This window comes from Rhizobium sp. Pop5 (assembly GCF_024721175.1).
Classification (GTDB): domain Bacteria; phylum Pseudomonadota; class Alphaproteobacteria; order Rhizobiales; family Rhizobiaceae; genus Rhizobium.
In genome coordinates this window covers 3,993,371-4,014,599 of the sequence record NZ_CP099399.1, presented here as the reverse complement: position 1 = coordinate 4,014,599, position 21,229 = coordinate 3,993,371, and the positions used below count along the sequence as shown (strand labels likewise).

The 21,229-nt window shown below is 59.0% G+C and carries 22 protein-coding genes; 10 read left to right on the top strand and 12 right to left on the bottom strand.

The genetic code is table 11. The annotated features are described in order from the left end of the window. Positions 1-109 precede the first annotated feature (109 nt). From NE852_RS21825 to NE852_RS21810, 4 genes are read right to left on the bottom strand one after another with little or no spacing between them, the layout of a single operon-like run. The gene (locus NE852_RS21825) at positions 110-487 is read right to left on the bottom strand and encodes a helix-turn-helix domain-containing protein (protein ID WP_008528724.1); all 378 of its coding nucleotides are present in this window, start codon (positions 485-487) and stop codon (positions 110-112) included. Further along, positions 484-1,053 carry a Smr/MutS family protein gene (locus NE852_RS21820; protein WP_008528723.1) on the bottom strand — a complete coding sequence of 190 codons (570 nt, stop codon included), beginning with the start codon at positions 1,051-1,053 and terminating at the stop codon, positions 484-486. Before NE852_RS21820 ends, NE852_RS21825 begins: the two co-directional genes overlap by 4 nt. Continuing rightward, entirely contained in the window at positions 1,053-2,192 is a 1,140-nt protein-coding gene (locus NE852_RS21815) for a murein transglycosylase A (RefSeq protein WP_008528722.1), read from the bottom strand. The genes NE852_RS21820 and NE852_RS21815 overlap by 1 nt, the downstream gene beginning before the upstream one ends. Next, positions 2,185-2,889: a Tim44/TimA family putative adaptor protein gene (locus NE852_RS21810; RefSeq protein ID WP_008528721.1), complete on the bottom strand. Its 705-nt coding sequence runs from the start codon at positions 2,887-2,889 to the stop codon at positions 2,185-2,187. The genes NE852_RS21815 and NE852_RS21810 overlap by 8 nt, the downstream gene beginning before the upstream one ends. A 132-nt stretch (positions 2,890-3,021) precedes the next feature. Here NE852_RS21810 and NE852_RS21805 point away from each other — a divergent pair, with 132 nt between their 5' ends. Further along, positions 3,022-3,528 carry an FxsA family protein gene (locus NE852_RS21805; RefSeq protein WP_037172042.1) on the top strand — a complete coding sequence of 169 codons (507 nt, stop codon included), beginning with the start codon at positions 3,022-3,024 and terminating at the stop codon, positions 3,526-3,528. A 100-nt stretch (positions 3,529-3,628) separates the two neighbouring features. After that, entirely contained in the window at positions 3,629-4,108 is a 480-nt protein-coding gene (gene secB, locus NE852_RS21800) for a protein-export chaperone SecB (RefSeq protein WP_008528719.1), read from the top strand. 66 nt (positions 4,109-4,174) lie between these two features. On the opposite strand, the gene dnaQ is transcribed toward secB, so the two are convergent. The 5 genes from dnaQ to NE852_RS21775 are packed head-to-tail and all read right to left on the bottom strand — an operon-like array spanning position 4,175 to position 7,807. Continuing rightward, positions 4,175-4,897, bottom strand: coding sequence for a DNA polymerase III subunit epsilon (gene dnaQ / locus NE852_RS21795; RefSeq protein ID WP_008528717.1), 723 nt, complete (start codon positions 4,895-4,897; stop codon positions 4,175-4,177). Continuing rightward, positions 4,890-5,501, bottom strand: coding sequence for a dephospho-CoA kinase (gene coaE, locus NE852_RS21790; RefSeq protein ID WP_008528716.1), 612 nt, complete (start codon positions 5,499-5,501; stop codon positions 4,890-4,892). The genes dnaQ and coaE overlap by 8 nt, the downstream gene beginning before the upstream one ends. Position 5,502: 1 nt before the next feature. Further along, positions 5,503-6,360 (bottom strand): shikimate dehydrogenase, encoded by an 858-nt coding sequence (locus tag NE852_RS21785; RefSeq protein WP_008528715.1) that lies wholly within the window; start codon positions 6,358-6,360, stop codon positions 5,503-5,505. After that, positions 6,353-6,952, bottom strand: a complete 600-nt coding sequence (locus NE852_RS21780; protein WP_008528714.1) for a Maf-like protein — start codon at positions 6,950-6,952, stop codon at positions 6,353-6,355. The genes NE852_RS21785 and NE852_RS21780 overlap by 8 nt, the downstream gene beginning before the upstream one ends. Before the next feature lie 33 nt (positions 6,953-6,985). Further along, complete coding sequence (locus tag NE852_RS21775) at positions 6,986-7,807, bottom strand: pyruvate, water dikinase regulatory protein (RefSeq protein ID WP_258156085.1); 822 nt, start codon at positions 7,805-7,807, stop codon at positions 6,986-6,988. Positions 7,808-8,206: 399 nt separating this feature from the next. On the opposite strand from NE852_RS21775, the gene hemE reads away from it, so the two are divergent. The 8 genes from hemE to NE852_RS21735 all read left to right on the top strand — a co-directional run bounded on the left by hemE (position 8,207) and on the right by NE852_RS21735 (position 16,987). Further along, complete coding sequence (gene hemE, locus NE852_RS21770; RefSeq protein WP_008528708.1) at positions 8,207-9,238, top strand: uroporphyrinogen decarboxylase; 1,032 nt, start codon at positions 8,207-8,209, stop codon at positions 9,236-9,238. A 2-nt stretch (positions 9,239-9,240) separates the two neighbouring features. Further along, positions 9,241-9,777, top strand: a complete 537-nt coding sequence (gene hemJ / locus NE852_RS21765; RefSeq protein WP_037172037.1) for a protoporphyrinogen oxidase HemJ — start codon at positions 9,241-9,243, stop codon at positions 9,775-9,777. A gap of 199 nt (positions 9,778-9,976) precedes the next feature. Further along, the gene (rho, locus tag NE852_RS21760; RefSeq protein WP_003571435.1) at positions 9,977-11,242 is read left to right on the top strand and encodes a transcription termination factor Rho; all 1,266 of its coding nucleotides are present in this window, start codon (positions 9,977-9,979) and stop codon (positions 11,240-11,242) included. A gap of 106 nt (positions 11,243-11,348) precedes the next feature. Next, positions 11,349-12,668 (top strand): tRNA uridine-5-carboxymethylaminomethyl(34) synthesis GTPase MnmE, encoded by a 1,320-nt coding sequence (gene mnmE, locus NE852_RS21755; protein ID WP_037172035.1) that lies wholly within the window; start codon positions 11,349-11,351, stop codon positions 12,666-12,668. Between the two features lie 73 nt (positions 12,669-12,741). Next, positions 12,742-14,619, top strand: coding sequence for a tRNA uridine-5-carboxymethylaminomethyl(34) synthesis enzyme MnmG (gene mnmG / locus NE852_RS21750; RefSeq protein WP_008528703.1), 1,878 nt, complete (start codon positions 12,742-12,744; stop codon positions 14,617-14,619). 24 nt (positions 14,620-14,643) lie between these two features. Next, positions 14,644-15,261, top strand: a complete 618-nt coding sequence (gene rsmG / locus NE852_RS21745; protein WP_008528701.1) for a 16S rRNA (guanine(527)-N(7))-methyltransferase RsmG — start codon at positions 14,644-14,646, stop codon at positions 15,259-15,261. 19 nt (positions 15,262-15,280) lie between these two features. Beyond that, the gene (locus NE852_RS21740) at positions 15,281-16,075 is read left to right on the top strand and encodes a ParA family protein (RefSeq protein WP_008528700.1); all 795 of its coding nucleotides are present in this window, start codon (positions 15,281-15,283) and stop codon (positions 16,073-16,075) included. Between the two features lie 30 nt (positions 16,076-16,105). Then, positions 16,106-16,987 carry a ParB/RepB/Spo0J family partition protein gene (locus NE852_RS21735; protein ID WP_008528698.1) on the top strand — a complete coding sequence of 294 codons (882 nt, stop codon included), beginning with the start codon at positions 16,106-16,108 and terminating at the stop codon, positions 16,985-16,987. On the opposite strand, the gene holA is transcribed toward NE852_RS21735, so the two are convergent. Genes holA through leuS form a run of 3 tightly spaced genes read right to left on the bottom strand, consistent with a single transcriptional unit; the run spans position 16,988 to position 21,180 of the window. Continuing rightward, positions 16,988-18,028, bottom strand: coding sequence for a DNA polymerase III subunit delta (gene holA, locus NE852_RS21730; RefSeq protein WP_258156084.1), 1,041 nt, complete (start codon positions 18,026-18,028; stop codon positions 16,988-16,990). Between the two features lie 10 nt (positions 18,029-18,038). Continuing rightward, a complete protein-coding gene (gene lptE / locus NE852_RS21725) occupies positions 18,039-18,560 on the bottom strand; it encodes an LPS assembly lipoprotein LptE (protein WP_008528695.1) in 522 nt (173 codons plus the stop codon). Beyond that, entirely contained in the window at positions 18,550-21,180 is a 2,631-nt protein-coding gene (leuS, locus tag NE852_RS21720) for a leucine--tRNA ligase (RefSeq protein WP_258156083.1), read from the bottom strand. Before leuS ends, lptE begins: the two co-directional genes overlap by 11 nt. Positions 21,181-21,229 lie beyond the last annotated feature (49 nt).

Here is a 21,229-nt window from a genome sequence, read left to right as displayed (position 1 = left end):
GAAGCGGCGGCGGTCCTTGCGAATCACCGGCTTTCTTCACTTTCGTATATAGGTTTTTTGACGTGAGTTCCCAATGGCAAGTCCCCTGAACAAGGCATAAAACAGGGGATTATGACGCTTTTCCGTCGCCTTTGGCGCCATTTTCGAGAAGAGCGGATAACCGGGCGATCTCGGCGCCGTCAAGGCTGCGAATCTGGCGGGCCAGCCGGTTGGCGAATTCGGTATATTCCGGCGGCAGGCCTGACGTATCGATGACGACGCGCGGGTCGGATGAGCGGGCAAGCAGGAACAGTTCCTCGGCCTCGTCCCAGATGATGTTGAAATAGCCGGCGATGCGCTGCAGCAGGTCGAATGTCGGCAGGCCGCGCTTTCCATGTTCGAGCGCCGAAAGATAGGCGGGCGAGACATTCAGCGCCTGCGCCATCTCCTTCTGCGAGACGCCCTTGCGGGCTCTCAACCTGCGGACCGCCTCTCCGAAGGGTGTCATGGCCTTTCCCCATGCCGCCGGGACAGGCGGATATAGAGCGCGCCCTCACCGCCATGGTGATGCGCGGCCGGCTCATAGGAGGAGATCAAGTAGCGGAATTCCGGCTTCGAGAACCAGAGGGGCACGGCTCGTTTCAAGGCCCCCTCGCTGCCCATCGAACTGCCCTTGCCCGTTATGACGAGCACATGGCGCATGCCGCGCTCGTGGGCGCGGATCAGGAAATCGAGAAGGATGACATGGGCTTCGCTCTGCACCAGCCCGTGCAGGTCGATGCGCGCCTCGAGCGCGAGCCGGCCCTTGGCGATCTTGCGCTTGACCGGCCGTTCCAGCGGCTGATGCATTCCACCCGGCCGTTTCGACGCCGAGGGTGCTGCCGGCTGTTCCGGCGCGGACAGGGCAGGCATCTGCTTTTCGGCTTTCTCCCGTTCGGCTGTCGCTTCGGTCTCGACGAGAAAGGCATCGAGTTCGCTGAGCTCACCGGCTTTGCCGGGCATCGGCCGCGTGCTGCGGGCCACCTTGCCCCAGAGTATCCTCTCATCCGCGCTGAGCTTGCGATCCCTGGCCATCAGTCGAATTGTCCGGCGGCGGCGTTGGGAATGAGGATGACGAAATCGGCATCGTTGCGGACGGTGCCGGCGCTTTCTCCCGCCGCGTCCCCCGAGCCGGTGAAGATATCGCCACGCGCCGGGCCGACGATCGCCGAGCCGGTATCGAGCGCCAGCATCAGCCGACGGAAGGGCCGGCCGTGATCGAGATGGGTAAGGCTCTCGGCACGGATGAAGAAAGGAAAGCCGAAGGTATGGATCAACCGGTCGACCGCGAGCGAGCGGCCGGCGAGAAGCGGTACCTTGGCGGCCGCGACTGGGCCGGCTTCAGAATCGGCGGTTCGCAGGCTGATAGCCCGCGAGGGCGTTTCCCTGAAGAAAATATAGGAGCGATTGTGCCACAGCACCTCGTCCACGCGCTCGGGATTGCGTGCCAGCCAGGCGCGGATCGACTGCATCGAAATCTCGGCCCGGTCGATTTCCCCGCGCTCGATCAGCAATTTGCCGATCGCTGAGAAAGCATGGCCAGCCTTCGCCGCATAGGTGATGCGGCCGATGCGGCCATCCCTGTAGCGGAGGCGCGCGGCGCCCTGGACATGCACGAAGAAGACATCGATCTTTGATTTCGCCCAGGCGATTTCGAGGCCGCGACCGTCAAGAAAACCCTCATCGATCGCGCGGCGATCCGGATAAGCGCTGATGCGACCTTGATGCAGACGGCCGAAGGCATAGCTCCCGTCGAGCTCGGCGGGACGATTGGCGTCATTGAGATCGATCAGATCGTCGGGACGGCGGTAGAAAGGAAACCGGAAAATCTCATCCGGCTCTTCCGACACCTCGATCTCCGGTTCGTAGAAGGCGGTAACGAAGCCCGGATTTCCATCCTTTCGACGGATCAGAAAGGGCCGACAGTGCGTCTCGAAAAAGGCGCGCGCCGATGCCGGCGACGAGGGAGTGAAATCTTCGGCGGCGGCCAACAGCGGAAGCAGGTCTTCCGAACTCAGACCGAGCGAGCCCGTACGATAGGGTTTGACATCGGTGATCTGCCGCCGGCAGTTTCGCATGACTTCAAAAAGGCCGGAGGGATCGTCATCCTTCCAGCCTTCCAAAGTGTCGAAACTTAGAGCCTGCAGGACGAAGCCCGATGCCTGATCACTCATGTTCCGATTCGGTCGCCACAAGTTTCCAGTTCGGGTCACGCGAGCGGGTGTCGCGGGCGAAGGTCCAGAGATCGTTGACCTCGGCGACATTCTCGGCGTCGCCCTCAATCAGCGCGTCTGCCTTGTCATAGGTGGCCGATATCAGCTGGCTGGCGATACGAACGGTGATCTGGGCCTCGCTGCCCTTCGTTTCCGCGTGAGTGATTTCGGCTTTTTCGATGCCGACGAAGGTGGACTTCACCTTCTCCCCGCGAGTTTCGCGCTCGCCGATGGCCGCTTCGAACCCGTCATAGACTTCGCGGGACAAAAGGTTCTTCAACGTTTTCCGATCGCCATCGGCATAGGCCATGACGATCATCTCGTAAGCCATACGAGCACCGTTCAGAAATTCCTTGGGATTGAACGAGGAATCGGCCTTGTTCAGCGCGCGCAGCGATTCGTTGAGCGGGGTTCCGGGTGCAGCGACGGCATCGATGGCGGAGAAGCGATCCTCATCCTCGGCCGTCGAGTCGCGCCGGGGCAGCGTCACGACCTTGCCGGCATCGGCAGCTTCGGCCGGAGCCGCATCCCGCGGCGTATAGAGATCGCGTGGCGGCTTCTCATTTCCCGTGCGGCGTCCGAGGACGGAGCGAAGCTGAAAGAAAATCAGCACCGCCGCCACCAGGAAGAATAAAGTGATGAAGTCGTTCGAACTCATATCGTATCGCAACCGCCGTTAACATCTCTGATTTGTACTCCCATATAGTCCGCCTATACAGATGATTCAAATGATGGCTGGCATCTTCGCCCGCCAGAGAGGAGACCGGCAAAGCCCGGGGAAATGACGACGATGCGTTTTTCGATTCTGCCAGCTTTCGTCCTGCTGCTGCCACTCGCCGAAATTGCCGGTTTCGTCGTCGTCGGGAGGGCGATCGGCTTGGCGCTGACGCTTGCGCTGGTCATGGCGAGCTTCGTCATCGGCGTGATCCTGCTGCGCCAGCAGGGCATCGGCATCCTGCGGCGCATGTCGGCCGAGGGACGAAATGGCGTGATGCCGGGCCGCGAGCTGCTGCAGCCGGCAATGAAGGTCATCGCTTCGCTGCTTCTGATCATTCCCGGCTTCCTCTCCGATATCGTCGCGATCCTCATTCTCATTCCACCGGTGCGCGACCTCCTCTGGCGGGTGATCGCCAAGCGCTTCGTCGTCGTCAATGCGGAAGGCGGCTCTTCTCGCGGCCCGCAAGGCGACTTCCGCGACCGCAAACCGAATTCGAAGGTGGTCGATCTCGACGAGGAGGATTATCATAGGGAGCCGAACCCCAACTCGCCCTGGTCCGGCAAACATCTCGGCGATTAAGGCTCTGCGGCGGATCAGCCGCGCCCAGCGCCCAGGGTTGTAACCCCTTGGCTGAAATGGTAGATGGCGGCACCATTCCATGCCCTTTGAGGAAAAGCCAATGGCAGACGATAACAACAACGGTGCGACCAGCCCCACTCTTTCGATCCTTGCGCAATACACCAAGGACCTCTCCTTCGAAAATCCGGGCGCGCCGCGTTCGCTGCAGGCCCGCGACAAGGCGCCGACGATCAACATCAATGTGAACGTCAACGCCAATCCGCTTTCCGATACCGATTTCGACGTCGTGCTGTCGCTGAATGCCGAAGCCAAGGACGGCGACAAGACGGTCTTCCATACTGAGCTCGTCTATGGCGGCGTCTTCCGCGTTGCCGGTTTCCCGCAGGAGCACATGCTGCCGGTCCTCTTCATCGAGTGCCCGCGCATGCTCTTCCCGTTCGCCCGTCAGATTATCGCCGACGTTACCCGCAACGGCGGTTTCCCGCCGCTAATGATCGACCCGATCGACTTCACGCAGATGTTCGCTCAGCGTGTTGCCGAAGAACAGGCCCGCGCCAAGGTTCAAGCCGTTCCGAACTGATCGAATCTTTCAGGTTTGAAATACGGATGCCCGGGCAAGTCCCGGGCATTTTCAATTGGAGGTAACTCAATTGGGATTGGCGTATTTCGCCCAGATGCCTTTTTCGCCGAGCTTGGCGACCAGCGCCTCGTGCGCCTGCGCTTCGGTCTGGCTGATGCGGGGCGCGAGCGGGCGCGGGCGCTGAAGCACCGCTGGCATCACCGCATCGTCGTCGCTCGCCGTTTCGCCGCGAGCCCCCTGGCCGGATTGACCTGACATGCCGAGGCCGAGGGCTGCCTGCCTGCCGCCGATCATCTCGATATAGACCTCGGCAAGCAGTTCGGAGTCGAGCAACGCGCCGTGTTTGGTACGGTGCGAATTATCGATGCCGTAACGTCGGCAGAGCGCGTCGAGCGAATTCGGCCCCATCGGATGTTTGCGCCGCGCCATCGAGAGGGTATCGACCACTCGTTCCGGCAGAATCGGCGGCAAGCCGATGCGTGCGAATTCGGCGTTGATGAAGCCCATGTCGAAGGTGGCGTTATGAGCAATCCACTTCGCGTCACCGAAAAAGGTGAGGATCTTTTCGGCCACCTCCGCGAAAGGCTGCTTGTCCTTCAGGAATTCATCGGTGATTCCATGCACCGCAAGTGCATCCGGGTGGACCTTTTGGTCTCCTGGATTGATGAAGATATGGATCGTGTTGCCGGTTGGGAAATGGTTGAAGAGTTCGATGCCGCCGATTTCGATGATGCGGTCCGTCCGGTTGTCGAGGCCGGTGGTTTCCGTATCGAAAATGATCTCACGCATTCCGGAAATCTCCCTTGGCAATCCGCAATTTCAGCTCGGCGATGATTTCGAGCACTCGTTCCCTCGTCTCAGCAATGCTGTGACTGGTATCGATCAGATAATCGGCACGGCGTCGCTTTTCCGCGTCCGGCGTCTGGCGGGAAAGAATCATGTCGAATTTTTCCTCGGTCATGTCTTCTCGCGCAAGCACCCTCTGACGCTGAATCTGTGGATCGGTGCTGACGACGACGATGACATCCACTCTTTCCCAGGCGCCAGTTTCGAAGAGCAAGGGAATATCGAGCAGAACCATCTCGGCGCCGGCAGCGCGCTGCCGGGCCAGAAATTCCTCTTCGCGTTTGCGGACCAGCGGGTGAACGATCGATTCCAGGCGTTTGAAACCGTCGGGATCGAGGGCGAGCTGGCGGCCGAGTTCATGCCGGTCGACCGCTCCATCCTTCATCGTGCCTGGGAAGGCGGCATCCACCAATGGCGCTGCCTCGCCGGCATAGAGGTCGTGAACCACGGCATCGGAGTCGTTCAACGGAATTCCGGCATCGGCGAAAAGTTTTCCCGCCGTCGATTTTCCCATGCCGATGGAGCCGGTGAGGCCAATCCTCAACATCTCAATGTGCTTCCATATCTGCGACGATGAGCGCGCGGAGCGCCGCATCGACCACCGGGCGCTTTCCGAACCATTTCTCGAAGCCAGGCACCGCCTGATGCAGCAGCATGCCGAGACCGTCGACGATGGAAAAGCCCTGCTCCTCCGCCTGCGTCAGGATGGGCGTCTTCAACGGGACATAGACGATATCGGTGACGACGGCATCTGCTGCAAGGGTCGTAAAATCAAGTTGCGGCGCAGCCTCGCCGTCCATGCCGAGCGAGGTGGTATTGATGAAAAGGCCAGCACCACTCATGACTTCGCCAAGCGCCCCGACCGGGTGAGCGCGAATTCTGGGTCCGAAGCGATCGGCCAGTTCGCGTGCGCGTTCGACGGTGCGGTTGACAACATGGATCTCCTTGAAGCCGCGATCGCGAACCGCCTGGATGATCGCACGGCTGGCGCCGCCGGCGCCGAAGACGACGGCGGTATCATGCCGATCCCAACTGGGGTGGCGTTCGTCGAGATTGGCGGTGAAGCCACGACCATCGGTATTGGTCGCGTGCAGGAGCCCGTCTTCCAGCCAGAGGGTGTTGGAAGCGCCGAGCTCGCGCGACAGCTGATCGGGCCGATCGGCAAGTCGAAACGCCATTTCCTTGTGAGGGATGGTGACATTGCCGCCGACAAAACCGGAACGGCCGTCCTTGAGCGAGGCAATGAAATCCGCAAAAGCATCCGGCGCCACCTCATGGGCGCGATAGCTGCCCGGCAGGCCGAGCGTCTTCAGCCAGTATCCATGGATCAGAGGCGAGCGCGAATGCTTGATGGGAAAGCCGGTGACAAACGCCTTCGGCCCGAGTGTTTCACGTGAATCATCCATCGATTGCCCCGAGATCTCGCAGTTCTTTCAGAAGCGGCAGCATCGGCAGACCGAGAATCGTGAAATAGTCGCCTTCGATTTTCTCGAACAGCTGAATGCCCTCCCCTTCCAATTGATAGGCGCCGACGCTGGAAAGCGCTCGTTCGCCGACCCGTGCGAGATGCCCGGCAATGAAATCCGCGGTCAACGCCCGCATCGTCAACTCCGCATGGGCAAGATGTTCCCACACGACCACGCCATCGCGGACGATCGCAACGGCGCTGTTCAATCGATGGGTTGCCCCCGAAAGAGTCACAAGATGGTTTGCAGCCTCGGCCATGTCCTTCGGCTTGTGGAAGACTCGCTCACCGAGCGACATCGTCTGATCAGAGCCGATGACCAGGCTGTCGGGAAAACGGCTACTGACCTCCTCGGCTTTGGCCTTGGCCAGGACGAGTGCGACCGCATCTGGCTCGGCTCCGGCATTTTCCATCGGGGCTTCCACTGCCCTTTCATCGATCCGGGCAGCGTGTGCCTCGAAGGACAGTCCGGCATTTTCCATCAGTGCCCGTCGAAAGGGGCTCGACGATGCAAGGATGAGTTTTATTGTCATGGGCTCCTCGGCGTGCCGGCGTTTCGTCAGCGCTTAGCGCAGCTTCGGGCGCAGAGCAACAATTGCCGCCGCCGTTTCCTCGATCGAGCGGCGGGTGACGTCGATCAGCGGCCAGTTGTGGCGGGAGCAGATCGAACGGGCATATTTCAACTCCTCGGAGATCGCGGCGCGATCCGTATAATGTTCGCGGTCGAAGCCTTGCGTCGTTCCGAGGATGCGGTTTTCCCGGACCTGGGAGATGCGGTCGGTGGTGGCGATGAGACAGACGATCAGCGGTTTCGTTGCAGCAAACAGGCTCTCCGGCAGGGGTACGCCATAGACGATCGGAATGTTCGCCGTCTTGATGCCGCGGTTGGCAAGGTAGATGCTGGTCGGCGTCTTCGAGGTGCGGCTGATCCCGATGATAACGACATCGGCGTCATTATAATCGTCCGGCATCTGACCGTCGTCGTGATCCATGGTGAAATTCAGCGCTTCGATGCGCGCGAAATAACCGGCATTCATCACGTGCTGCGCCCCGACGCGACGGCGCGACGGCGCACCGAGATAAATCTGGAACGCGCCCATGACAGGCTCCAGCACATTGACCGAAGCAACACCCATTTCAGCGCAACGCTCGTCGATGAGGTTCGCAAGCTCTCGATCGACGATCGTGTAGAGCACGATGCCGGGTGCTTCATCGATCGCCTGCAAAACCGGCAGCAGCTGCTTGCGATTGCGGATCAGGGGATAGACATGCTCGATCGGCTGGGCGGATCTGAATTGAGCCGATGCGGCGCGGCCGGCCGAGATGAGAGTCTCTCCCGTCGAGTCAGAAATCAGATGCAGATGAAAGAAGTTCGTTCTGTTCTCCACGCTATTTTCCGCTGCCTGTTGAAAAGACTGGATGATGGGGAGCTAAGGCGCCGGGTCGGTCCCGGGCAAGGGAAAACATGCCGCCTTATCCACATTTGGAATTTTGCAGATCGGTTTCATCGGGCCCTGTGGATGATGGGGAACAGCTCAGCTTCTTTAGATCAGGTCCACAGCCTATCCACAAGCAGGAACAAAATCATTCGTCCCGAAGAGGCTGGAATCATTTTCGGATTCGGCTTCTCCCCAAACTTTGCGTGCAACTGGCGAATCCTTTCGCCGATCTCTGCGCGCGCGCGACAAATGGCATCGGCGGTGGATGGATTTTAATCCTTGATAGACACCGACTCTAAGAAATAGAAACCTTTTAAATATCTTTGATTTTTTATAGGGAAGAAGCGCTTGAGCGACACGCGCCGAAAGATCATGAGGGTTCTCGATGGCGAAAACCTCTCCCCGCCTCCTCTCTGGCTGATGAGACAGGCAGGACGTTATCTCCCAGAATACAGAGAGACGCGGGCAAAGGCTGGGAGCTTTCTTGATCTCTGCTACACCCCCGATTACGCCGTCGAAGTGACATTGCAGCCGATCCGCCGCTACGGTTTCGATGCGGCGATCCTGTTTTCCGATATTCTCGTCATTCCCGATGCGATGAAGCGGAACGTTCGTTTCACAGAGGGGCATGGCCCTGAAATGGATCCGATCGACGAAGCCGGCATTGGAAGATTGGATGGAGAAGGGATCGTTGATTACCTCCAGCCCGTTCTGGAAACGGTGCGGCGGTTGCGCGATGCGCTGCCTGGGGAGACGACGCTGCTCGGCTTCTGCGGTGCGCCCTGGACGGTTGCGACCTATATGATCGCCGGTCACGGTACGCCGGATCAGGCTCCTGCCCGCCTCTTCGCCTACAAGCGCCCAAGGGCCTTCGAGCATCTTTTGATGCTGCTGGCGGATGTGTCGGCTGATTATCTCGTCGCTCAGATCGATGCCGGCGCCGATGCGGTGCAGATCTTCGATTCGTGGGCTGGCGTTCTTGGCGAGAAGGAATTCGAGGCGTTCGCAATCAGGCCGGTCGCGCGGATGATTGCTTCGATCAAATCGCGGCGGCCGCATGCCCGCATCATCGCTTTTGCGAAAGGTGCAGGTTACCAGCTGAAAACCTACCGACAAAAGACAGGCGCGGATGCGATCGGCCTCGATTGGTCGGTCCCACTGGCTTTTGCTGCCGAGCTTCAGAAGGACGGGCCAGTTCAGGGCAATCTCGACCCGATGCGCGTCGTTGCCGGCGGTCGGGCGATGGAAGAAGGTATCGACGACATTCTCCAGCATCTCGGCAATGGTCCGCTTATCTTCAATCTCGGTCACGGCATCACGCCGCAGGCGGACCCGGAGCATGTGCGTGTGCTGGTCGATCGCGTACGAGGCCTGAAGTGACGATGGAAAAGCAGACGGACCGGAAACAAGGCGCCTATGCCCGACGGCGCGCCCATTTTGCGCTGGCCTTCTTCGCGCTGATAGCGGTCGGACTTTTCGCCTGGAACCCTGACAATCTCTATCTCTGGATCAAGGCGCTGCACATCATTGCGGTCATCTCCTGGATGGCCGGTTTGTTCTATATGCCGCGGCTCTTCATCTACCACACCGATGCCGAGCCAGGATCGGTGCAATCGGAAACGTTCAAGGTGATGGAGCGCCGGTTGCTGCGGATCATCATGACGCCGGCGATGATGCTGACCTGGATTTTCGGTCTCTACCTCGCCTGGTCGGTCTATGGATTTCACGGCGGCTGGCTGCATGCGAAAATTGGCCTCGTCGTACTGCTGACCGGTGTTCATATGTTTTTCAGCCGTGCCGTCAGGGCGTTTGAACGAGATGAAAATCGCCGCTCCGCGCGCTATTGGCGATTCATGAACGAGGCCCCGACTTTGCTGATGATCCTGATCGTTATCCTCGTCGTGGTGAAGCCGTTCTGAGGGCAAATCGTCCTCAGGTTAAATTTGCTTCATTTTAAGCAGCCCCCTTGCGGCAGCGATAACGAGTCGCTATTTTCCGCGCATCTCATCTTCGTGGCATGTGTGTAGAGTTCAGTCGTCTGCGAGCCCCTTTCGCAGTACCGAAAACGACCCAACATCGCCTTTCCCCTTCGAAATTGAAAAGAGTATTGGTCACTTCATGGCTGAAATGAAGCTTCAGGAACTTAAGAGCAAATCCCCGACGGATCTTCTGGCTTTCGCCGAATCGCTCGAGGTCGAAAATGCGAGCACCATGCGCAAGCAGGAGCTGATGTTTGCGATCCTCAAGATGCTTGCCAGCCAAGATGTTGAAATCATCGGCGAAGGCGTCGTCGAAGTGCTGCAGGATGGGTTCGGTTTTCTGCGTTCCGCCAATGCCAACTACCTGCCGGGTCCGGACGATATCTATATCTCCCCGTCGCAGATCCGCCGTTTCTCGCTGAAGACGGGCGATACGGTCGAAGGGCCGATCCGCGGTCCGAAGGAAGGCGAGCGTTATTTCGCGCTGCTCAAGGTCAACACCATCAATTTCGACGATCCGGAAAAGATCCGTCACAAGGTTCATTTCGACAATCTGACGCCGCTCTATCCGAACGAGCGCTTCAAGATGGAACTCGATATTCCGACATCCAAGGATCTGTCGCCGCGCGTGATCGATCTCGTGGCGCCGCTCGGCAAGGGTCAGCGCGGATTGATCGTGGCACCGCCGCGCACCGGTAAGACTGTGCTCCTGCAGAACATCGCGCATTCGATCACGGCGAACCATCCGGAGTGCTATCTCATCGTTCTCCTCATCGACGAGCGTCCCGAGGAAGTGACTGATATGCAGCGCTCGGTTCGAGGCGAGGTTATCTCCTCGACCTTTGACGAACCGGCCGTGCGTCACGTCCAGGTGGCTGAAATGGTCATCGAAAAAGCGAAGCGACTGGTCGAGCATGGGCGCGACGTTGTCATCCTGCTCGATTCGATCACACGCCTCGGCCGCGCCTACAACACGGTCGTTCCCTCTTCCGGCAAGGTGCTGACCGGTGGTGTCGACGCCAATGCGCTTCAACGCCCGAAGCGCTTCTTCGGTGCCGCCCGTAATATCGAGGAAGGCGGTTCTCTGACGATCATTGCGACGGCGCTGATCGACACCGGCAGCCGCATGGATGAAGTCATCTTCGAAGAGTTCAAGGGTACCGGCAACTCGGAAATCGTCCTCGACCGCAAGGTTGCCGACAAGCGTATCTTCCCGGCCATGGATATTCTCAAGTCCGGCACGCGTAAGGAAGATCTCCTCGTTCCACGCCAGGATCTGCAGAAGATCTTCGTGCTCCGCCGCATCCTTGCGCCGATGGGCACGACCGATGCGATCGAATTCCTCATCGACAAGCTCAAGCAGACGAAGAACAATTCCGACTTCTTCGATTCTATGAACACGTAATCCTTAGCCGGATTCAATTATTGCAAGCTGGTGGCGTCGTCGTGATGCCGCCAGCTTTTCTATTTAAGAGAGACCGATTCGGACCCGAACCGACAGATCAGATGGCATGGCCATGATGAATGACACCATATATGCCCTTTCCAGCGGCGCGCCGCCCTCGGGTGTTTCGGTTGTTCGCATCAGCGGACCACTGACCGGAGAGGTATTGGCGAGCCTTATCGGCTCTGTTCCCGTCGGTCGAACGGCCGCCTATCGAACGATTCGGACTCGTAACAACCAGCCGATAGACAGTGGTCTGGCATTGTTTTTTCCCGCGCCCAACTCATTTACCGGCGAGGATGTTGCCGAATTGCAGATCCATGGCAGCAAGGCCGTGCTGGCAGCGTTGTTTCACGCGCTCGACGATATTCCGGGAGTTCGAATGGCCGTCGAGGGAGAATTCTCCCGCCGAGCCTTCGAGAACGGCAAGCTCGACCTCGTTGAGGTTGAAGGGCTTGCTGATCTCATTGGCGCGGAGACTGAAATGCAGCGCCGGCTGGCCGTCGAGCATAGTGCAGGCGGGCTTTCGGCAATTTACGATTCGTGGGCGGAACGATTGACGCGAGCCCGCGCTCTGATCGAGGCGGAGCTTGATTTCGCCGATGAGGACGATATTCCAGGTTCGGTATCGGACCTGGTCTGGGACGATATGGAAAAGCTCTGCCGCGATATCGAACAGCATTTGCAGGCCGCTTCGACGGGAGAGATCATCAGGGATGGTTTCAAGGTCGTCATCGCCGGTGCGCCAAATGCCGGCAAATCTAGCCTTCTCAACGCCCTGGCGCGTCGTGATGTGGCGATTGTAACCGATATCGCAGGAACCACACGCGACGTGCTGCAGGTGGACCTCGACATAGATGGCTACCTGATCAAGCTCTATGATACCGCTGGCCTTAGAGACGCGGACGACAGGGTTGAGATGGAAGGGGTGCGGCGCGCCCGTGTTGCGCTTCGCGACGCCGATCTTGTTCTGTTGCTCATTGATATGACTCGCCCCGAGATGCCTGCCGACTTGGAGGCTAGTTCTCACCATGTTACTGTTGGGACGAAGAGTGATCTCATCGATAGCGCCTCGGATCAATATGACCTGCAAATTTCGGCGACGACCGGTGAGGGTTTAGAGGAACTGCGGCAGCTGATCGGCGGCATCGTTGCACAGCGTTTCGGCGGCTTGTCCCTGGCGATCCCCAGCCGGCAACGTCATAAAGATTCGCTGGCGAAATGTTTAGCCGCGGTAAAAGCGGCAGTTTCACAAACGGATCTGAATCTTGAATTGCGGACTGAACAGCTTCGAATTGCCGCCGACTATCTCGGAAGAATTACCGGACGGGTGGATGTTGAACAGCTGCTTGGAGTGATCTTCTCGGAGTTTTGTATCGGCAAATGATTCACGTGAAACCTTTTGGCTCAGGCCACCTATAGGTTTCACGTGAAACGCCGGCCGGATCTGGAGTCTTGAAATGACCGATAAAGTCTATGATGTCATCGTGATTGGTGGCGGCCACGCGGGGTCCGAGGCCGCCAGTGCCGCCGCGCGTCTTGGTGCAAGAACGGCCCTGGTTACACATAGACGTGACACGATCGGCGTCATGTCCTGCAATCCTGCCATTGGCGGCCTTGGAAAAGGTCATCTCGTTCGCGAGATCGATGCCATGGGCGGCCTGATGGGCCGTATCGCGGATGCCGCGGGTATTCAATTCAGAATGCTGAACAAGAAGAAAGGCGCAGCCGTCCGGGGACCGCGGACGCAGGCTGACAGAAAGCTTTACCGTTTGGCGATGCTGGCGGCGATCGAGGCAACACCGGGGTTGGATATTATAGAAGGTGATGCATTCGACCTGGACGTCGTCGATGGTCGTGTCGCCGGAGTGATCATGAAGGATGGCCGTACGTTCAAGACGCCGGCGGTGGTTCTGACGACGGGAACATTTCTTCGAGGTCTCATTCATATCGGCTCGGACAAGACGCCAGCCGGCCGTGTGGGGGAAGCACCTTCGCTCGGATTGTCTTCCACCCTCGCGCGACTTGGTTTGCGGTTGGGTCGTTTGAAGACCGGCACCCCTGCCCGGCTGGACGGGAAGACGATCGATTGGCAATCTGTCGGCAGACAAGGCGCCGACGAAGAACTTGTTCCCTTCTCGTTTATGACAGATGCGATTACAACCCCACAGATCGAATGCGGTGTGACCCGGACGACTGAAGCGACACATCGCATCATTGTCGACAATATTATGCGTTCGGCGATGTATTCCGGACAGATCGAGGGCGTCGGGCCGAGATATTGTCCTTCGATCGAGGATAAGCTGGTCAAGTTCGGAGAGCGGGATGGACACCAGGTCTTTCTTGAACCGGAGGGGCTGGATGACGACACGGTTTACCCGAATGGGATTTCAACCTCGTTGCCGGCAGATGTTCAAGCCGACTTCATCCGGACCATCCCGGGTCTCGAGGCCGCAAGAATTCTGCAGCCGGGCTATGCGATCGAATATGATCATGTCGATCCGAGAGAATTGACGCCGTCGCTAGAGGTCAAGCGGCTGAAGGGGCTGTTTCTGGCTGGTCAAATTAACGGCACCACCGGCTACGAAGAAGCCGGGGCACAGGGGCTTGCAGCAGGCTTGAATGCTGCATTGCAAAGTAGCGATTCGGATCCGTTCCATTTCAGTCGGACGAATTCCTATATCGGCGTGATGATCGACGACTTGATTTCCCGAGGTGTTACGGAACCGTATCGGATGTTTACATCGCGAGCCGAGTACCGGCTGACCCTGCGTGCAGATAATGCCGACATGCGATTGACGCCGCTGGCGATGCAGCTTGGCTGCGTGAGCGAAGAGCGCGCACAGCGATTCACATCCTATCAGGCGGAAGTTGGAGCTGGTCGCGCGCTCTTGAAGTCGCTGACGGTGACCCCGAACCAGGCGCGGCATGCCGGCCTGAATATCAACCTGGATGGGCAACGCCGTAGCGCTTACGATCTCCTGTCTTATCCAAACTACGATTTTGCGGAGCTTCAACGGGTTTGGCCGGAGGTTCTTGGACCAGTTACGCCAAAGGTCGCGGAGGCATTGGAGATCGAGGCGGGTTATTCGGTCTATATGGATCGGCAGGCCACAGCGATCGCCGACCAGCAGCGTGACGAGCAGCGGCAGATTCCGCCAGACTTTAATTATGGCGCCCTCTCCGGGCTCTCCAACGAGCTGAAGGCCAAGCTTGACGCAGCCCGACCCTTTAATATCTCCCAGGCGGCCGTTGTGGAGGGCATGACACCCGCGGCGATTGCGTTGTTGCTGGTGCATTTGCGTCGACTAAACGCCTCCGACCGGCAGAGCGCCTGATACAAAATTTGAGAGTCCGTCATAATGGAATTAAACGGTTTGCGTGTTTCACGTGAAACACAAGAGCGACTTCAGCATTTCGCAGCGCTCTTTCAAAAATGGGCGAAAACGATCAATCTGGTGGCTCCGTCCACCCTCGACGATTTATGGCGCCGGCATATGGCCGATAGCAGCCAGATCTTCCAGATCTATCCGGAGCCGGTTACTTGGGTCGATCTGGGAAGCGGCGGTGGTTTTCCCGGCGTCATTACAGCTATTTTTCTGGCTGAGCTGCAGGGCGGATGGGTGCATCTGGTCGAGAGCAACCATAAGAAGGCGGCCTTTCTGCGGACAGCGCTACGAGAGACCGATGCGCGAGGCAGCGTGCACGCCGTTCGAATCGAAGATGCCCATGCCCAAATCGGCGAATGCGCGGCGATCTCGGCACGCGCGCTGGCCGATCTCGAGGGGCTCATTGGATATTCAGCGCCCTGGATGCTTGGCAAGGAAAATTGTCGTGCCTTCTTTCATAAAGGCCGGGATTACCTGAGGGAAATCGACAAAGCACGTGGTCGGTGGGAATTCGATCTGTTAGAACATAAGAGCGCCGTCGAGCAGGAATCTGTCATTTTGGAAATATCAAATCTCCGGCGCTTGGTTTAACAGATCGGATATTGCGGCAATGGCTGGCGAACGACATCGGATTATCACCATCGCAAATCAGAAGGGTGGGGTTGGAAAAACGACCACCGCCATCAACCTGGCAACGGCGCTGGCCGCCATTGGCGAGCGTGTCCTGATCGTGGATCTCGATCCCCAGGGCAATGCCAGCACCGGCCTCGGTATTGACCGCCGCAATCGCAAACTCTCTTCCTATGATCTGATGGTTGGTGATCACGGCATCAGCGATGTCACGCTGGAAACCGCCGTGCCTAACCTCTTCATCATTCCGTCGACGATGGATCTGCTTGGCGTGGAGATGGAGATCGCGCAGCAGAGCGATCGTGTTTTCAAGCTGCGGAAAGCATTGTCCTCTCCCGAAGCGATGGCATTTTCCTACATCCTTCTGGATTGCCCGCCCTCGTTCAATCTGCTGACGATGAACGCCATGGCCGCCGCCCACTCGGTGCTGGTGCCGTTGCAATGTGAATTCTTTGCGCTGGAAGGTTTGAGCCAACTACTGGAGACCGTCAGCCAGGTTCGCCGGACTGTCAATCCGAGGCTGGATATTCAGGGCATCGTCTTGACGATGTTCGATGCACGCAACAACCTTGCTCAGCAGGTGGTCAATGATGTGCGCACCCATCTCGGGGAGAAGGTTTATCATACGTTAATTCCGCGCAACGTTCGGGTTTCGGAGGCGCCGTCCTACGGCAAGCCTGCTATTCTTTATGATCTGAAATGTGCGGGCAGTCAGGCCTATCTGCAGCTGGCCTCCGAAGTCATCCAGCGGGAACGCCAGAGGCTGGCGGCCTGATATCATTGCATGAAGTGTAGGGTTTAGGTCATGAATGACGATGTATCGAAAAGACGCCTGGGGCGCGGCCTTGCGGCGCTGATCGGCGAAATGGATCAACCGGTTCCGGTGGAGGCCGAGCGGGCTGTCAGCGCCGACAGGATGATCCCGATCGAATTCGTCAGCCGCAACCCTCGCAATCCCCGTCGTTTCTTCGATGACACGGAACTCCACGATCTTGCCAGTTCTATTCGCCAGCACGGGATCGTTCAGCCGATCGTGGTGCGGACGATGTCGCGAGATCAATATGAAATCATTGCCGGTGAGCGACGCTGGCGCGCAGCCCAGCTTGCCGGGCTGATCGAGATCCCGGTCATTATCCGCGACGTCGATGACAAGACGGCACTCGAAATCGCCATTGTCGAAAACGTTCAACGAGCCGACCTCAATCCCCTCGAAGAGGCTTTGGGATATGACCAGCTGATCGCGGAATATGGTTATACCCAGAACGATCTCGGTGAAATTATCGGCAAAAGCCGGAGTCATGTCGCCAACTCTTTGCGCCTGTTGAAGTTGCCCGATCCGGTTCGCGATCTGCTTGCTGCGGGGAGCCTGTCGGCGGGCCACGCCCGTGCGCTTGTTTCAACACCGGATCCTGTTAGCCTGGCCCGCACGATCGTTGCCAAGGGCATGTCGGTACGCGACGCCGAAAAGCTCGCGCAGAACAACATCAAGGCGCAATCGGAACCCCAGCAGTCGGCCTTGCGGCGGGATCAGAAGGATTCCGACACGCTTGCTTTGGAGCGCACTCTTTCCGACGCACTCGGTCTTGACGTTGCGATCAATCACAAGGCAAGCGGCGGCCAGATTAAAATTTCCTACAAATCCCTTGAGCAGCTCGAAGAGATCTGCCGTTTGCTAGAAAGACGGTAATCAGGCTGATCTGCGGCCGGATTGAAGGGTGGTGGAAAGTAGCGTTTGCATCGCAACGCTATCTTCCAGCACCTGCCGCCGCCGGCTTTGCAGAATTGCCGCCTGCAGGCGATTGGATTCACGCGCAATGCTCTCGGCGGTCCAGTGGCGCAGCGCCTGCTCGATGATCGGCTTACGGCGGAAGTGAAGATGCCGGCCCATCGTCTGCATGATTTGCGGCACCTGTACGCGTTTTTCTTCCATTTCAGCGCGCATCATATCCAGTAGCTGGAATTGCTTCAGACATGCCTGCAGCACAAGAAAGATCGCGGTTTTTGAGCTGCTTATCTTCTGCATAGCGTGCAGAAAAGCGTTTAGGTCACCACCGAGAATAGCGTCCACAGCGTCATCGACCGAGATTGCGCTAGCGTCGCCAATTATTTCGGTAACGTGATGTTCCTCGATCGTGTTGAGACCGCGGCAATAAAGCGCAAGCTTTCGCACTTCGTTGCGGGAGGCGATCCGGTCGCCGCCGATCAATGCCACCAACGCCTGACGCGCGGCTGGTGTTATGGCAAGCTTTTCGGCGCCAAGTTCGGCGTCGATCAAGCCGTTCAGCGCGCGGCTGTCATCGGCATAAGAGGGGATCGTCATGATGGAGCGTGCCGCTTCTGCGGCCTTGCGAAGCAGGGAACCCTTCTTGAGGTCGCCCGCCTCGACGATCAGATAGGCGGCTTCGAGCGGCTTGTCGGCTAGCAGCGTGAGCGAATCGACTAGATATTTTTCGTTGGCGGCGCCGCGGACCCAAATCAACTTCTCGCCACCGAACAGACCGATCGATTGGGCTTCGTCGACCAGCCGCCCCGGATCCTTCTGCAAATCGCTAATGTCGAGTTTCGTCAGTGAGAACGGGTCATCCAGAGCGACGCCGGTCTTGCCGGCGAGCAGGCCCGCGCGTTCGGATACGAGGCCGCGATCCGGGCCGTAAATGACGAAGATCCGATAGTTCTGCGCGGATTTCTGCAGAAAGCTTTCGAATTCGTGGGATTTTATCTCTGCCACATCCCCGCCCTCAGCGGCTGAGGGCGGCGGCGATATCGGCTCCTACGAATTCCGCGGCCTGGTCCGCAGCGCGGTTTTCCGCATCGCGGATCGCCCTTTGCTTGGCGAATCGCTGTTCGGAGAAATCCACGAGCGCCGTGGCCTGGCGGCTGCCGGCTTTGATCACGTGTCCGTCGGTCGTGGCATGCAGCGTGTAGATGACGTTGACAGTCACGCGACCGGCTTTCGACGTATCGCCCGATTTCGCCAGCAGCGTTTCGGCCACAGCGGAAGCGGCGCGCAGCTCGACCTGATATTGCGGGTTGACCGCTTCGCCGGCGCCACGTGAGGCGAGGAAGATTAGCCGGTTGCGAACCTGCTGCTCGACCCGGCTTGTTGCCTCGGAAAACCCGACCGAGGAAAGCTTCTCAACGACGCCGGAGCTTTCGGAGTAAAGCGGCCGAACCTGGCAGGCAGAGAGAAAAGCCGCGGAGGCAAGGATCATGGCGATGCCGGCATTGCGGGCCAGCTTGCAAGCGATATCAGACGACAATGTTCACAATCCTTTGGGGAACCACGATGATTTTCTTCGGTGCCTGCCCATTCAGCGCGTTCTTCACCGCCTCCAGATCCAGCACGGCGTTGGTGACGGCATTCTGATCTGCGTCGCGAGAAATTGTCAATTCAGCGCGCTTCTTGCCGTTGATCTGCACGGGCAGGACGACGTCGTTTTCCATCACGAGCGTCTCGTCGTAGCGCGGCCAGCCAGTGCGGGCGAGCAGCCCGTCGTTGCCGAGTGCTGCCCAGCACTCTTCCGCAAGATGCGGGGTCATCGGTGCGACGAGCTGGATCAGGATTTCCGCGGCATCTCGCGCCGCCGCGCGATAGGCGGCATCACCCTCGCCGGCAGCGACCTTCGTCAGCGGCGCGGCGAGCGCATTGACCAGTTCATAAATGCGGGCAACGGCCTTGTTGAACCAGAGCTTGTCGTAGTCGTTCTGGACAGCCTTCAGAGTCTTGTGGGCGGCCTGGGAGATCGCCAGCGCTTCCCCTTCACCAGCAGGCGCCGGCGCAACAGCAGACAAGGCTTCCGCCGCTTCGGAAATCAGACGCCACAGGCGCTGGGTGAAACGATGGGCGCCCTCTACGCCAGCTTCCGACCAGATGACGTCGCGCTCCGGCGGCGAGTCGGAGAGAACGAAGAAGCGGGCGGTATCGGCGCCGTAGGAGGCGATGATGTCGTCGGGATCGACGACATTCTTCTTCGATTTCGACATCTTCTCGATCGAACCGATCGAGACTTCCTCATTGGTCGCCAGCAGGAAAGCGCGGCGTTTGCCGTCGATTTCTTCGATGCGGATGTCGGCAGGCGCTACCCAGTCACGGCTGGAGCCAGCGCCACGGCTGTAAGTCTCGTGGACCACCATGCCCTGGGTGAAAAGACCCTTGAAAGGCTCGGTAGCGGCTACATGCCCGGTCTCGCGCATGGCGCGGGTAAAGAAGCGGGAATAGAGCAGGTGCAGGATCGCATGCTCGATGCCGCCAATATATTGATCGACCGGCAGCCAACGGTTAGCCGCCTCAGGATCGGTCGGCTTTCCTTCCCAGGGCGCGGTGAAGCGAGTGAAATACCAGCTCGAATCGACGAACGTGTCCATCGTGTCCGTCTCGCGGCGGGCATCCTTGCCGCAGTTCGGGCAGGAGACATGACGCCAGGTCGGATGGCGGTCGAGCGGATTGCCGGGCTGGTCGAAGGTCACGTCTTCAGGCAGCTTGACCGGAAGATCCTTCTTCGGCACCGGTACGACGCCGCAAGCATCGCAGTGAATGACCGGGATCGGGCAGCCCCAATAACGCTGGCGCGAAATACCCCAATCGCGCAGGCGGAAATTGGTCTTCCGCTCGCCCTGCGGCGTATTGCCGAGCGAGGCGGCCGACAGCTGGTCGGCGACGATATTGAAGGCCTCCTCGGTCGTCTTGCCGTCGAGGAAGCGCGAATTGATCATCACGCCATCACCGTCATAGGCGGTGTCGCCCACGGCAAAGCTTGCGGCATCGCCATCACTCGGCATGACGACGGGCACGACCGGCAAGCCGTATTTCCGGGCAAAGTCGAGGTCGCGCTGGTCGCCGGAGGGGCAGCCGAAGATCGCGCCCGTGCCGTAATCCATCAGGACGAAATTGGCGATGTATACGGGCAGCTCCCAGGAGGGGTCGAGCGGATGCCGGACGCGGATGCCGGTATCCAGGCCCTTCTTTTCGGCGGTCTCGAGTGCAGCGAGCGACGTGCCGGCGCGGCGGCATTCCTCGCAGAAGGCTTCGATCTCAGGGGTCTTCGCCGCGGCATCCTTTGCCAGCGGATGATCGGCTGAAATCGCCAGGAAGGAGGCGCCGAACAGCGTATCCGGCCGGGTCGTATAGACCGTGATTTCGGCCTCGCCAGCAGGCGCCGTTTCCGGCACGATCTCCCAGCGGATCGTCAAGCCTTCCGAGCGGCCGATCCAGTTCTTCTGCATCAGGCGCACTTTTTCCGGCCACTGATCGAGCGTGTCGAGCGCGTCCAGCAGATCCTGGCTGAAATCGGTGATCTTGAAGAACCACTGCGTCAGCTCACGCTGTTCGACCAGCGCGCCGGAACGCCAGCCGCGGCCGTCGATCACCTGCTCGTTGGCGAGCACGGTATTGTCGACAGGATCCCAGTTCACCTTCGACTGCTTGCGGTAGACCAGTCCCTTCTCCAGGAAATCCAGGAACAGATGCTGCTGATGCTGGTAATATTCGACATCGCAGGTGGCGAATTCGCGGCTCCAGTCCAGCGAAAGGCCCATGGCCTTCAGCTGCGCCTTCATCGAGGCGATGTTCTGATAGGTCCAGGAGGCGGGATGAACGCCGCGCTCCATTGCGGCGTTTTCCGCCGGCATGCCGAAGGCGTCCCAGCCCATCGGATGCAGGACGTTGTAGCCGCGGGCGCGCTTGTAGCGGGCGACGACGTCGCCCATGGCGTAGTTGCGGACATGGCCCATGTGGATGCGCCCCGACGGATAGGGGAACATTTCGAGGACGTAGTATTTTTCGCGCGGATCGGCGTTGTCTGTCTCAAAGACCTTGTCTTCGTTCCATTTCTGCTGCCAGCGGGGCTCGGCATCGCGCGGATTATAACGTTCGGTGGCCATGGTATTCGAAATTCCGGAAAATCAGGGGAGTTGGCCGAGACCTTCACCA

Coding starts and splice junctions, on each gene's coding strand:
- NE852_RS21780 (WP_008528714.1), bottom strand. CDS start 6,952: ATGACAATAAAACTCATCCTTGCATCGTCGAGCCCCTTTCGACGGGCA.
- NE852_RS21735 (WP_008528698.1), top strand. CDS start 16,106: ATGAATGACGATGTATCGAAAAGACGCCTGGGGCGCGGCCTTGCGGCG.
- NE852_RS21815 (WP_008528722.1), bottom strand. CDS start 2,192: ATGAGTGATCAGGCATCGGGCTTCGTCCTGCAGGCTCTAAGTTTCGAC.
- dnaQ (WP_008528717.1), bottom strand. CDS start 4,897: ATGCGTGAGATCATTTTCGATACGGAAACCACCGGCCTCGACAACCGG.
- NE852_RS21740 (WP_008528700.1), top strand. CDS start 15,281: ATGGCTGGCGAACGACATCGGATTATCACCATCGCAAATCAGAAGGGT.
- rsmG (WP_008528701.1), top strand. CDS start 14,644: ATGGAATTAAACGGTTTGCGTGTTTCACGTGAAACACAAGAGCGACTT.
- mnmE (WP_037172035.1), top strand. CDS start 11,349: ATGGCCATGATGAATGACACCATATATGCCCTTTCCAGCGGCGCGCCG.
- secB (WP_008528719.1), top strand. CDS start 3,629: ATGGCAGACGATAACAACAACGGTGCGACCAGCCCCACTCTTTCGATC.
- NE852_RS21810 (WP_008528721.1), bottom strand. CDS start 2,889: ATGAGTTCGAACGACTTCATCACTTTATTCTTCCTGGTGGCGGCGGTG.
- hemJ (WP_037172037.1), top strand. CDS start 9,241: ATGGAAAAGCAGACGGACCGGAAACAAGGCGCCTATGCCCGACGGCGC.
- NE852_RS21785 (WP_008528715.1), bottom strand. CDS start 6,360: ATGGATGATTCACGTGAAACACTCGGGCCGAAGGCGTTTGTCACCGGC.
- rho (WP_003571435.1), top strand. CDS start 9,977: ATGGCTGAAATGAAGCTTCAGGAACTTAAGAGCAAATCCCCGACGGAT.
- coaE (WP_008528716.1), bottom strand. CDS start 5,501: ATGTTGAGGATTGGCCTCACCGGCTCCATCGGCATGGGAAAATCGACG.
- NE852_RS21820 (WP_008528723.1), bottom strand. CDS start 1,053: ATGGCCAGGGATCGCAAGCTCAGCGCGGATGAGAGGATACTCTGGGGC.
- leuS (WP_258156083.1), bottom strand. CDS start 21,180: ATGGCCACCGAACGTTATAATCCGCGCGATGCCGAGCCCCGCTGGCAG.
- NE852_RS21825 (WP_008528724.1), bottom strand. CDS start 487: ATGACACCCTTCGGAGAGGCGGTCCGCAGGTTGAGAGCCCGCAAGGGC.
- NE852_RS21805 (WP_037172042.1), top strand. CDS start 3,022: ATGCGTTTTTCGATTCTGCCAGCTTTCGTCCTGCTGCTGCCACTCGCC.
- mnmG (WP_008528703.1), top strand. CDS start 12,742: ATGACCGATAAAGTCTATGATGTCATCGTGATTGGTGGCGGCCACGCG.